The organism is Collinsella sp. CLA-AA-H167, from assembly GCF_040095305.1.
Classification (GTDB): domain Bacteria; phylum Actinomycetota; class Coriobacteriia; order Coriobacteriales; family Coriobacteriaceae; genus Collinsella.
The window spans coordinates 1-12989 of record NZ_JBBNGA010000016.1; the positions used below are offsets into that span (position 1 = coordinate 1).

Genomic DNA, 12989 nt, shown 5'->3' on the forward strand with positions numbered 1-12989 from the left:
CGAAGGCGTCGATGACATGCCGGGGGCGGACCGGGACGGGTTTAACGGCAGGCCCCGCCGATCGATTGCAAGCGGTCGGCGGGGCCATTGTGGCCCTTGACAGTGGATTGGGTCATATGAGCGAGCGAGCCCCGGGCACCCCAGGTTGCCGCGAAAGAGGAGGGAAGCGTACTCTATGTACGCGACCGACGATTGAGGGGCAAGATGGGGTGCCCGGGGCTCGCGCAGCGTCAACAAAAAACGCGGTTCGTTAGAACCGCGTAAGATAGTTGGAGCGGACAACGGGGCGTCTGCGTATCCGCTTCGCGGATCCGCACCGGCTTCGGTCGCCTGTCGGCGTCCTCGCCAGCTCGCTACAAACGCTCCGCGTTTGCTTAACGCTCCCTCCCTCTCGGGTTCGAGCCCATACGATGGGTACGAAAAAGCCCGGCTACCGTAGTAGTCGGGCTGTTGCGTTTGGAGCGGACAACGGGGCTCGAACCCGCGACCCCAACCTTGGCAAGGTTGTGCTCTACCAACTGAGCCATGTCCGCATATGTAAAACAAAACGGGCGCCGGAGCGCCCGGATGTTGCTTGGAGGCGAAGCCCGGATTCGAACCGGGGGTAAAGGCTTTGCAGGCCTCTGCCTTACCACTTGGCCACTTCGCCGAAAAAGGACCGCCTAAACGGTCCGGAAATGCAATGGAGCGGACAACGGGGCTCGAACCCGCGACCCCAACCTTGGCAAGGTTGTGCTCTACCAACTGAGCCATGTCCGCTTGCGGGTTATTAATTTACGCGAGTTGTCCAAAAGACGCAAGTACTTTTTTCAAAAAACTTGTCTGCCGCATGTTCTTAGTAGCTAAACGCGCTAAAGCGATTGGCTAGGCACACGATTCCAGTGCTCCGCTAAACAGCTTCACCATCTGCACGCGCGTGCCGGCACCGTCCGTACGACGAGCAACCTCCACGTTATCGACGAGCATACGCATAAGCTTGATACCGCGGCCGCGTTCCTCGGATGCGACCGGCTCGCTCGTTTCATCGATAGAATAGCCAGCACCTCGATCAAGCACCTCAACCACAACGCGATCGCCATAGGCCTGAACCGTCAGGACGCACCCGATACCGCCCGCATGGTCATAGGCATTACCCAGTGCCTCCCCCGACGCCAATGCGACATCGTAGCGCTCGTCACGGCGCAACGGAAGCGATTCAAGGAGTTCGGCGATGCGATGTCGGTAGTATGGAAGATTCTCGATACCCTGACGGACCTCGACGCTCTTACTCCAGCGAGGCAGCTCCCCCACCGGAATGGCGGGAATAGGCTCCCGTGCCGGCCCCGCGACATGAAGGATATCGACAAGACGAGCAATCTCCAAAAAGCGAACAACTTCACCTGATGCATTGACGAGCGAAAGCAGGCCTTCTCGCCTCATGAGCTCACGAGCGCGCGTAAGCAGGAATGCCAAGCCCGTCGAATCGATAAAGCTAACAGCCTGACAGTTGATGACGACACGACGCACGCCGCGGCCAATCAAAGCATCCAACCGCCGACGCAGCGCAGGCACCGTGGCGATGTCGATATCGCCTGGTGGCGTCAAAACCGCTATGTCATTCCACTCATTCATACGACCATGGTTCCCCAAAAGAGCTTGTTCGATGCATGCCTTTCCGCAACCGTGCGGATTCGGCGCGCCCAGCGTCGCTGTTTAGGACCGGCCCCGCAAAAACTCAAGAGACACTAATGCGATGTCATCGTCCAGCGCCGATTCGGTAAATCGGTCGAGCTCGCCCAAGACCTTGCCGCAGATTCCCGATACGCCCTCACCCGAGACAGAGAGCAGAAGATCACGAAGGCGCTGCTCGCCAAAGAACGCTCCGGTGCGGTCGCGGGCCTCAATCGTTCCATCCGTATACATGAAGAGCATGTCGCCAGGAGCGAACGTAAACACGCCCGTCTCGTAAACCATGCTCTCAAATGCACCGATTACGCCCGATTGGCATCCAAGCAGCTCGACCTCTCCCCCACGGGCCTCGCCGCCACCCAGCGGCATCGACTCTGGCCTGATGACCATGGTCGGAGGATGGCCCGCCGAACAATACGTTGCGCGTCCGGTTTTAAGGTCAATCTTGGCGATAAAGGCCGTCACGAACGTCTCGACCCTCGAGAAGCCCATGAGCATGCTGTTAAGGGAGCGTGCCATGCGGGCCGGTCCAGCGCCCTCCCAGGCATATGCCGTCAGGGCCGTCTTGACGAGCGCGGACATCGATGCAGCCTCAATGCCTTTGCCAGACACATCGCCCAAAATCATGACGGCGCAGTCGTCGGGAAGACGGATGAGCGTATAGAAATCGCCGCCGACCAACGCTGAGTTCGTGGCCGACAGGTACACCGAATCGGCGGCGATTCCCGGAACATCCCCCAGGGAATTTCTCATGCCAATCTGGAGGGTCTGAGCGATATGGCGCTCCTCGCGCTTTTGAGATTCGCCTTCGTAGATCAGTTCAAAGTCATGCGCCAAGTGCACCAAGTAGTCATATTCAAGATCATCAATCGGCTCTTGGCTACCATCACGAAGCAGCAGCGCACGCGTCGTCGGCCCCTTCGCAACAGAAGCAGGAACGATTGCGTCGTTACTGTGCTTGCCATCGCCCTCAGGGCGTGGGCGCCCCGCCTCGATGCCGGCGTCGACGTAGAGACCCTGGCAAGGCAGGCCATGCGCTCTAAGCCAGCCTCCCATAGGCATCGATTCGTCAACGCGAGTTATACGGACGTGTTTAAGGTCCTCGGCACTCGTGCCGCCCAAAACAGATGCCTCAAAGCCATCAGGGGCAGCCCCCAAACGTGCCGCTGGCGCCGTCGTGGAAAAGAAAAGCTTCTCGGGATCGTCCGGCAAAGCAACGCGACTGCCGCCTTCAAAATCTATGACGTAGGAATCCAGACTGGCGTCATACTCAATAGGGCAAAAATGGCAGTTGAGCATATTGCAGATCTCGGACGATACCGCCTGGGTAGCCGCGGCGGAATCGTCTAGAAAGGTAAACAACTCATCCCGCAAGACATTGAGCGAGCGGCCAAGCTCGGCCGTGCGACGGGAGCGAAGGCTCGATGCCATGCCGACCAGCTGGATAGACAGGTAATCGCAAATGACCTCAAGTACATTAACATCATAAGCGAGCGGTACCTGGGGGCGTTTCCAACCAACTTCCAGCACGCCGAGGATCTGCGTACCGTAAAAAACGGGAAGACAGATTTCACTGCGGTACGGAGGCATATCCTGCATGCGCAACAGGTGCTTAGAACGATTATCCAGGTCCATGAACATACCGGAGGCGGCCTTATCGCCCTCAAGGTCCTGTTGAATCGACAAGCGACAGGCACGCGACTCGCGAAGAACATACGTCGGAATGCCAGCGCCATACGGCAAAAACTCGGGCAGGTAGCTGTCGAGCAGCTCCTTGGAAACACCGCGGAGCTTAAAGCCGCCGCTCTCAGAAAAATAGATAGCAGCACCCGAAGCATCGAGCGTTCCTACAAGCTGGTTCAAAACGGTATCAAGCAGGCTGGGTAACTCATCGGAGCCCACAGTGCTCATAATGACCGAGAGCGTGCCAGAGAGACGCTTGTTCGCCACTCTAAGCTCCGATAACGCACGCTTGAGTTGCCGGTCGTGAGAATACTGTTCCTCAATACTGTGAAGCGCCACCAGGACACGTGGCGCGCGGCGCCCAAAGATACGTGGAGGCGTTACGGAGCCTGCGCGAACCAATACGGGAATAAAGGAGCCATCGCTCAGCTTGAGCATCAGTTCGCTCTCGGAGCCATCAGTTTCAAATGGCAAACGATGTTCCGTCGCACGTTCAAAAGCGGACGAGTACAGGACGTCTTTAACATCTCCACCGATGACGTCGGCGCGTTCCTCGCACATCAAACCAAGTAAGCGATTATTCACATGCAGAATGGTTCCGTCGAGCTCGCAGATGATGACAGCATCGCTCGTGATCTCGACTAGTTGGGCAACGTCTGCCCACTCGTTGCGTTCAAGCGTTTCCATCGTGGACCCCACCGTCTATCGGTAACAAAAAAGCCTCCGAAGAGGCTTCTCAAATGCGATGGTGTCGGAGGCGGGACTTGAACCCGCATGACCAAAAAGCGGTCACTAGCACCTCAAGCTAGCGCGTCTGCCAATTCCGCCACTCCGACATGCTATATTGTTGATTCACGGTTCGTTTTGTTGGACCCGCGCGTTCAACGAGGAAGATAATAACCTATGATTCGAGAACTGTGCAAGCACTTTTTTGAAAAAAGTTTACGAATTTGTAAATGCACAGGTAGATTGGTATGGCCGGGTCGGAATGGGGGCAGCTTCCCAGCGCGTCCTCGGGCATGCGGGACATTTTGATCCGCGCTTCGCGCTACAAAATGTACCGCCCCCTGCGGAATGCGCTGGGAAGCTGCCCCCATTCCGAACCTACGTTAACATGCTCCAGGCAAAGTTCCTAAACATATTCTGGGGCTGATAAGAATTTAGTGGCTCGGCTTTGCCGAGCCCTTATATGGGGAGGCCGGAGCTAAAGCTCCGGCCTCACTCAATTTCTTATTAGATTAAGTAAGCGATCAAGGAATCGCACTCCCCTCTGCCGCGTTACCGCAGGGCCCGCCCTTGTGTTACTTTTCAGAACATTCCGCAGGACGCAAGTAACCCCCGCCGCACGAAGTGCGCAGCGGGGGCTACTTGCATGTCCGAGGACGTTCTGAAAAGTAACACAAGGGCGGGCCCGGACGAAAACAACCGACTACAGGTCGATGTGCGATTCCTTGATCGGGAACGGCTCGGCGAAGTGGCACGCGCAGCAGTGACCCGGTGCGACTTCCTTAAACTCGGGAAGCTTCTCGGAGCAGATGCCCTGCGCGATCGGGCAGCGCGTGTGGAAACGGCAACCGGTCGGCGGATCCAGCGGCGACGGCGGATCGCCAGCGAGAATGATGCGCTTGCGGGTCTTCTGGATATCCGGATCGGGCACCGGCACGGCAGACAGCAGCGACTGCGTGTACGGGTGGTGCGGCTCACTGTAGAGCGTCTTCCAGTCCGAAACCTCGACCATCTTGCCCAGATACATAACGGCAACGCGATCAGAAATGTGCTGCACGACAGAGAGGTCGTGAGCAATGAAGAGATAAGCCGTACCGAACTTGTCCTGGAGCTCCTTAAGAAGGTTCAGAACCTGGGCCTGAATGGATACGTCAAGCGCAGAGACGGGCTCATCGCAGATAATCAGCCTGGGCTTGAGCGCAAAGGCGCGGGCAATGCCGACACGCTGGCGCTGGCCGCCCGAGAACTCGTGCGGATAGCGGTTGATGTGCTCGGGGTTCAGACCGACGACGTCCAGCAGCTCGCGGACGCGCTCGATACGCTCTTCCTTTGTACCCACTCCATGAATGGTCATGGGCTCAGAAACAATTTCGCCGATGGTCATACGAGGGTTGAGCGAAGCATAGGGGTCCTGGAAGATGAACTGCATCTCGCGACGCATATCCTTGATCTCGTGCTTGCTCATCTCGGCAACGTCTTTGCCCTGGAAGAACACTTTGCCTGCCGTCGGCTTGGTCAGGCGCATGATGGTGCGGCCCGTCGTGGACTTACCGCAACCAGACTCACCAACCAGACCAAAGGTCTCACCAGGATAAATCTCAAACGAGATGTCGTTTACAGCAGAGACGACGCGCTTGGAAAAACGCTTGGCGAACATGCCGGACTCTGCGGGGAACTCCTTAGAAAGGTGCTCGACCTTCAGCAGCGGAGTGCGCTCGTTATTGTCTGCCATTTACGCCTCGCCTCCCTTCTTGGAATCCTTGCGCGTGCGGGACGTCTCAGGCGCGTTCTTGAGGAACTCGGGGTCACCGGAATAATGGCACGCAGAATAGTGGCCGGACTCGGTGACAACGCGCTCGGGGCGCTGCTTGCGGCACTTGTCCGTCGCATAGGGGCAGCGAGGAGAGAAGACGCAGCCCTCGGGCAGGTTCATGAGCGAAGGCGGGTTGCCGTGAATCGGCGTCAGCGGCTTCTTCTCCTCGATGGCCTGCTCCGGAATGGAACGAATAAGACCCCAGGTGTAGGGATGGCGGCTCTCGTAGAAGATTTCCTCAGCAGTACCGAACTCGACGGGACGGCCGGCGTACATAACCATGATCTTATCGGCCATATCGGCGACGACGCCCAAGTCATGGGTAATCATGATAATGGCGTTGCCGTTCTTCTGCTGCATCTCCTGCATGAGCTCGATAATCTGAGCCTGAATGGTAACGTCCAGAGCCGTCGTGGGCTCGTCGGCAATCAGGATATCGGGATCGCAGGCAAGCGCCATGGCAATCATGACGCGCTGACGCATGCCACCAGAGAACTGGTGCGGATACTCATTGACGCGCTTCTCGGGCTCGGGAATGCCAACGAGGTCCAAAAGCTCGGTGGCGCGCTTGAGCGCCTCCTGCTTGGAGTAGCCACGGTGCAGACGAAGTCCCTCGCCCACCTGCTTGCCGATCTTATAGACCGGGTTCAGGGAGGTCATAGGATCCTGGAAGATCATTGCGATATCGTTACCGCGAACGTGCTGCATCTCTTCCTCGGTCATCTCGAGGATAGAACGACCGCGATAGCGAACGTCGCCACCCTCAATCTTTCCCGGAGGCATCGAGATAAGGCCCATGATGGTCATTGCGGTCACAGACTTACCGGAGCCGGACTCGCCAACGACGCCCAGGGTCTCGCCACGATCGAGCGTGTAGGAGACACCGTCGACAGCGCGAACGACGCCATCCTCGGTGTGGAAATACATCTTAAGGTCATCGACCTCGAGCAGATGCTGGCCCTCGGGAACCGGCTGGTCCTTCAGGTCCACATAGTTCTTGTTCTTCTTCATCCTTATGCGTCCTTCATCTTGACGTCGAGGGCGTCGCGCAGACCGTCACCCAGCAGGGTGAAGGCGAGCACCGTCGAGAGAATTGCCAAACCGGGCATGATCATCATCCAGGGAGCAGTCAGAAGATACTGCTGACCGTCCTGAATCATGGAGCCCCACGAAGGCGTAGGCGGAATAACGCCCATGCCGAGGAAGGACAGAGCGGACTCGGTCAGAATGGCGCCACCGATGTTCATGGTCGCGTAGACCACGATGGAAGCAACGGAGTTCGGGAAGATATGGCGCATCACGATACGCGCATCGGATGCACCCATCGCGCGAGCGGCGTCAACATAATCGTTCTCTTTGACCGTTAGGATCGCAGATCGGAAGACACGGGCAATCGAGGGCCAGCCGAGAATACCGATGGCGATGAAAACATTTTGAAGACCACGGCCGATAACGGCGATCATGGCGACAACGAACAGCACGTACGGGAACGCCAGGAAGATATCCGCGAAGCGCATGATGATCGTATCCCAGATGCCGCCATAGAAACCGGCCAGGGCGCCCATGATCAGACCGATCACCGTGGAGATGGCGGTGGCCATAATACCGACGGAAAGCGAAACGCGCGCGCCGTAGATAACTCGGACGAGAATGTCGCGGCCAAGGGCGTCGGTACCAAACGGGTGCTCGGCACACGGAGCCAGCAGCGAAGTCTCGGCCATGGTCGTCGAGTCAGAAGCCGTCGGCGACCCGAGCCAGGGCTTAGCCCACAGGTCTGCGGTCAAGGCAACCAAAACGACGATGATAATCCAGCAGATACCGATAACGGCGAGCTTATTCTTGCGAAGACGCTTGAAAGCGTCGCCCCACAGCGTGCGGGACTTGGCGGGAGCAGATGCGGCCTTGGTGGCGGTAGCCTGCTCCTGAGACTGAGAATCAGTTTCCTGCATGAGACGTACCTCCCTTAGGCCTTATCCGACGGACCGCCGAGGCGGATACGCGGGTCGAGGAATGCATAGCTAATGTCGACGAGAAGGTTGATCACCATAACGACGACAACGATGAGCGTAACGCCGCCCATAACGATGGGCCAGTCGCGCATGCTAATGGCGCGGTAGACCTCAGAGCCGATACCGGGCCAGTTAAAGACCGTCTCGGTCAGGATGGCGCCCGAAAGCATGCCGCCGAAGTCGACACCAATATAGGTAACAACGGGGATGAGTGCATTCTTAAGCGCATGCTTGACGATGATCGCGCGATTGGAGAGACCCTTGGCCTTTGCCGTGCGGATGTAATCCTGATTCATGACGTCGAGTAGCTGCGAGCGCATGATGCGGGCAGCATAGGCGGTCGAAACCGAAGCCAGCGTGATGGTCGGAAGCACATAGTGCATCCAATCCTGATACTGAGAGCTGGAGCCGCCGGCACCCGAAATCGGCATGGAGAAAGCGCCGCCGGTGGCATCCTTAAGGATGACGCCAAAGAACAGCTGCAGCAGCATGCCGAGCCAGAAGGCAGGAACAGCAACGAGGATCGACGTGGTGAGCGTTACCAAAATATCCCAGAAGGAATAGCGCTTTACCGCCGAAATGATACCCGCACCGATACCCATGATTGCCTCGAGCACAATGGCGCACGCGGCGAGTTTAACCGTATACGGATACTTCTGGGCAAAGATTTCCGCAACCGGCAGCTTGCGCTGATACGAATTGCCCAGATCGCCATGAAGCAGACCATTCATGTAATTCAAGTATTGGTCCACAAGCGACGTTGGAACGGGATCGCCGTTCTCGTCAAGGATCGCGTTGCCGTCCTCGTCCGCCTGGACCAGGTGATAGCGCACGCGAAGTTGAAGCTCTACCTCGGGGGACAGAGCCTTGTCTCCACCGATCAGCTTGATCGGGTCTCCCGGCACAATATTCTGGAGGGCGAACAGAATCAACGTAACGCCCAAAAATACCGGGATGAACTGAAGCACACGTTTAACGATGTACTTACCCATACCACTCCCCTATCTAGGGATTAACCTAAATGGGATGCCGATCGCCAGACCGGCATCCCAAAATTACCATCAGCCAGTTTACCCCAGGTTAGGGAGAACTGTATGTTTCCCATGAGGTCTACGTAAATACTTGACCCTCATGGAAGCTGCAAAACTCTTAGGCGAGCTCAGCGGTACCCAGATCGGCGCGCTTCTGCGGATCGACATAGAGGTACTTGACGCGATCGGAGCCGACGATGGTGTGCGTGTAGAACATCACCGGGATAACCGGGCAGTCAGCGGCGACCATAGCGTCAGCCTCCTGCATCTTGGCGATGCGCTCGTCGTCGCCAACCGTGGCACGGGCCTCATCGACCTTGGCATCGAACTCGGAGTTGTTGTAACCAGAGCGGTTGTCGCCACCGAGGGAGTCGGAGTGGAACAGCGGGTACAGGAAGTTGTCCATGATCGGGTAATCGGCGATCCAGCCCAGACGGCCGAACTGATAGTTGAAGTTCTGATACTGCTCGAGCAGGGCAGACCACTCGGGAGTATCGGAGACGGCGGTGACGCCCACCTTGGCGAGGTCGCCGATGATGGACTCCATGATCTCCTTGTGGCCACCGTCCTGGTTGTAGGACAGGGTCACATTGATGCCACGATCGCCGTTAGCGCCAGCGGGAGCGACCTTGTCGAGGTACTCGTTAGCCTTGTCGACGTCATAGGCGCAGAACTCCCATGCGCCCTCCTTGTAGCCGGCGATTCCCGGAGGAACGATGCCGTCAGCGGGGGTACGGGTGCCCTTGAAGATGGTCTTGCAGATGGCCTCACGGTTGATAGCCAAGGAGATGCCCCTGCGCAGGTCAGCGTTGTTGAACGGCTCGGCCGTGGTGTTGCACGTCAGATAGTACGTGGAAGGCTCGGAGCCGAGCAGCATGCGCTCGCCGTCACCCATGGTATAGCCATCCTTGGACTCGCCGCGGTCCTTCTTGGCGGCGTCGATCTGAGCAACGGGAACGTCGCAGACATCGAGGTTGCCGGCCTGGAACTCCTTGTAAGCGGTCTCCACGTCCTTGATGACCTGGAAGTGGATGGCGTCGATCTTGGCCTTGTCGCCATAGTAATCGTCAAACTTCTTGAGGTTGATCTCCTGACCATCCTCCCACTTGCCGTCCATCATGAACGGGCCGTTACCGACCGGGGCAAGGTAGAAGCTCTTGACATCGGACTCGGCGCACTCGGGAACCGGGGACAGAGCCGGGTGAGAGGCGACGAACGGGAAGTCGGCGTAGGCGGAAGTCAGCTTGACGACGAGGGTCTCGTCATCCGGGCAGGTAACGCCGGACAGCTCGGTAGCATTACCGGCAAGCAGATCGTCATAGCCCTCGACCATGGAAAGGTGGTAGGAGACCTCGGAAGGACCATACTCGGTAGCGATGGCCGACTTAGTGTTGACCAGGCGCTCCCAGCCGAGCTTGAAGGACTTGGAGGTAACGTCGTCACCGTTGTGGAACTTGGCCTTCTTGATCTTGAAGGTGAACTCGGTGGCGTCGTCGTTAGCCTCAAAGGACTCGCAAGCCAGCGGAACGATCTCGCCCTTCTCGTTATCGTACTCCGTCAGAGCGTCGAAGAGCTGATACTCGACCTGAGTGCCCTGATCCTCCTGGACGTTGTAGGGGTCGATGCAGACCGGGTTGTTGATGTAGAAGTTCAGCGTCGAACCGGACTCAGAACCGGAAGCGTCGCCGCCCTTCTTGCCGCATGCGGCAAGAAAAGCCATGGAGCTCGCAGCGAGGGTGCCGCCAACAAAGGCGCGACGACCCATAACGGGCTGGTGGAACATAGAATCAGCCATGCCATCCTCCTTATGAGATAGGACAAAGTGAATTCGGCCGGGCAACGTCGAGACAGCCCAATCGAACCATTCAAACGCGGTCCGCTGTTATGGCTGGTTATGCAATGCGGGCCAACGTTTCGTAATACAGTAGCGCATTTTATGCACAATTTGGCGCTGATTCCGGTTAACGGTCGAGAATTTCTTTAGTTGGGCGAAGTATGTGGGGATATTTTGACTCTGTTACAAATATGTAAACAAAAAGGGCCCCGCACATGCGGGACCCTTTACAAACGCATATACGCCGATGCTTAGTAGCCGACGATGCCCTGCGGGAAGAAGAACATGCACAGCACGACGCACACGGCAAACACGACAGCCATGATAACGGTCAGGCGGTCAAGGTTCTGCTCCATAACGCCTGTGGCAGAGCTGGAGTTATACAGCGAGCTAGCGATCATATCCGAAACGCCGGTGCCCTTACCGGAGTGCATCAGGACGAGAATCGTCAGCGCCACGGCAGAAACAGCCCAAACGACAAACAGAAGAATCTGAAACGGACCCATAGATAAGCTCCTTAATAGAACAATTCAAACTCCAGTACTGTACCACAACCTCCAACACTCCCCCACCTGCCATTTAGGGACGGGGTAGAAATGGCAGAAATACCAAAAAGGGGGTCGTCCGGTTGTGGACAACCCCCTTACTAGAAAACGGTATTTGTTTTCTATTAGGCCTCGGTGGCGAGCACGCGACCCGTCATCTCGGCGGAAGGCTCAATACCAGCCATGGTGAGCATGGTCGGAGCGATATCGGAAAGACGGCCGTTCTCGATACCGGTGAGCTGGGCCTTCTCATCAACGATGATGAACGGCACACGGTTGGTGGTGTGAGCCGTAAACGGATGCTTGGAACCGTCGGAAGCGACGTCAAACATGTGGTCGGCGTTGCCATGGTCGGCGGTAATCAGCGCAAAGCCGCCCTTGGCGAGAATCGCCGGGACAACCTTGGACAGAGCATCGTCAACAGCCTCGACGGCCTTAACGGCGGCGTCGAAGACACCGGTGTGACCAACCATGTCGCAGTTCGCGAAGTTCACGATGTAGAAATCAGCGCGATCCTCGTTGATTGCGGCGACGAGCTTCTCGGTAACCTCGGGAGCGCTCATCTCGGGCTGCAGATCGTAGGTAGCGACCTTGGGGGAAGCGACGAGCACGCGCTCCTCGCCCTCCTTGGGCTCCTCGATGCCGCCGTTGAGGAAGAACGTCACGTGGGCGTACTTCTCGGTCTCGGCGGTGTGCAGCTGCTTCAGGCCATTGGCAGCGATAACGTCGGCCAGAACGTTCTCGGGGAACGTCTTGGGGAAGGCAACCTCGACGTCAAACGTCGGATCGTACTCGGTCATCGTCACAAAGTGCGACAGCTTGATCTGCTCGCGCTCAAAGCCGTCGAACTCCTTGTCCGTGAACACGCGGGTCATCTGACGAGCGCGGTCGGGACGGAAGTTGAAGAAGATGGCCGCGTCGCCCTCGTGGATGCCCTCATTGTGGGCAGCGAAGGGCTCGACGAACTCATCGCCGCGCGGATCCTTCTCGTAGTAGGCCTTGATACCGGCCACGGGGTCGGTATCGGCATCGGACGCGTTGACCATGACATCGTAGGCACGCTGGATGCGCTCCCAACGGTTATCGCGGTCCATGGCCCAATAACGACCCGAGACGGTGGCAACGCGAGCGTCGCAACCGGTCTCCTCGGAAATCTTGGCCAAGAAAGCGCAGAACTCGCTCATGTAGCCAGCACCGGACTGCGGGTCAACGTCGCGGCCATCCATAAAGGCGTGGACGCGAACGGTCTTGACGCCATGCTGGGCAGCCATCTTGACCAGGGCCTCGACATGGTTCATGTGAGAATGAACGCCGCCGGGGCTCATAAGGCCCATGAGGTGAAGGGTCTTGCCTTCGGCCTTGACATCGTCCATAGCCTTGACGAAGACCTCGTTCTTGGCGATGGAGCCGTCCTTGATGGCATTGTTGATGCGCGAAAGCTCCTGGAAGACGATGCGGCCGGCACCGATATTGAGGTGACCCACCTCGGAGTTGCCCATCTGGCCATCGGGAAGGCCCACGTCCTCGCCCGAAGCGCCGAGCGTGGTGTGGGGGTATTTCTCGTACAGGCTATCAAGGAAGGGCGTCTTGGCAGCGGCGACGGCGTTCTCGCCATCGGCCGGAGCCAGGCCACAGCCGTCCATGATGATCAGGAGTGCAGGAAGATGACGCTGTGCCATA

9 protein-coding genes and 4 tRNA genes are annotated in these 12989 nt (G+C 57.7%); all 13 read right to left on the reverse strand.

Annotation, left to right across the window (positions count from 1 at the left end):
- Nucleotides 1-457: 457 nt before the first annotated feature.
- A tRNA-Gly gene (locus AAAT03_RS09090) sits at nucleotides 458-533 on the reverse strand.
- Nucleotides 534-575: 42 nt separating this feature from the next.
- A tRNA-Cys gene (locus tag AAAT03_RS09095) sits at nucleotides 576-649 on the reverse strand.
- A gap of 34 nt (nucleotides 650-683) precedes the next feature.
- Nucleotides 684-759, reverse strand: a tRNA-Gly gene (locus AAAT03_RS09100).
- 105 nt (nucleotides 760-864) lie between these two features.
- Nucleotides 865-1611 (reverse strand): anti-sigma factor antagonist, encoded by a 747-nt coding sequence (locus AAAT03_RS09105; protein ID WP_117735800.1) that lies wholly within the window; start codon nucleotides 1609-1611, stop codon nucleotides 865-867.
- 81 nt (nucleotides 1612-1692) lie between these two features.
- Complete coding sequence (locus AAAT03_RS09110) at nucleotides 1693-4038, reverse strand: SpoIIE family protein phosphatase (RefSeq protein ID WP_349103174.1); 2346 nt, start codon at nucleotides 4036-4038, stop codon at nucleotides 1693-1695.
- 59 nt (nucleotides 4039-4097) lie between these two features.
- A tRNA-Leu gene (locus AAAT03_RS09115) sits at nucleotides 4098-4187 on the reverse strand.
- A gap of 593 nt (nucleotides 4188-4780) precedes the next feature.
- Complete coding sequence (locus tag AAAT03_RS09120) at nucleotides 4781-5809, reverse strand: dipeptide ABC transporter ATP-binding protein (protein WP_349103175.1); 1029 nt, start codon at nucleotides 5807-5809, stop codon at nucleotides 4781-4783.
- Entirely contained in the window at nucleotides 5810-6901 is a 1092-nt protein-coding gene (locus AAAT03_RS09125) for an ABC transporter ATP-binding protein (RefSeq protein WP_117735802.1), read from the reverse strand. It lies immediately after the preceding gene.
- A gap of 2 nt (nucleotides 6902-6903) precedes the next feature.
- On the reverse strand, nucleotides 6904-7839 hold the full coding sequence (locus AAAT03_RS09130) for an ABC transporter permease (protein WP_117635930.1): 936 nt from the start codon (nucleotides 7837-7839) through the stop codon (nucleotides 6904-6906).
- Between the two features lie 14 nt (nucleotides 7840-7853).
- Nucleotides 7854-8891 (reverse strand): ABC transporter permease, encoded by a 1038-nt coding sequence (locus AAAT03_RS09135; RefSeq protein WP_117635931.1) that lies wholly within the window; start codon nucleotides 8889-8891, stop codon nucleotides 7854-7856.
- Between the two features lie 157 nt (nucleotides 8892-9048).
- Nucleotides 9049-10725 carry an ABC transporter substrate-binding protein gene (locus tag AAAT03_RS09140; RefSeq protein WP_349103176.1) on the reverse strand — a complete coding sequence of 559 codons (1677 nt, stop codon included), beginning with the start codon at nucleotides 10723-10725 and terminating at the stop codon, nucleotides 9049-9051.
- 290 nt (nucleotides 10726-11015) lie between these two features.
- Complete coding sequence (gene secG / locus AAAT03_RS09145) at nucleotides 11016-11270, reverse strand: preprotein translocase subunit SecG (protein ID WP_006236144.1); 255 nt, start codon at nucleotides 11268-11270, stop codon at nucleotides 11016-11018.
- 164 nt (nucleotides 11271-11434) lie between these two features.
- Nucleotides 11435-12988 (reverse strand): 2,3-bisphosphoglycerate-independent phosphoglycerate mutase, encoded by a 1554-nt coding sequence (gene gpmI, locus AAAT03_RS09150; protein ID WP_349103177.1) that lies wholly within the window; start codon nucleotides 12986-12988, stop codon nucleotides 11435-11437.
- Nucleotide 12989: the final 1 nt, after the last annotated feature.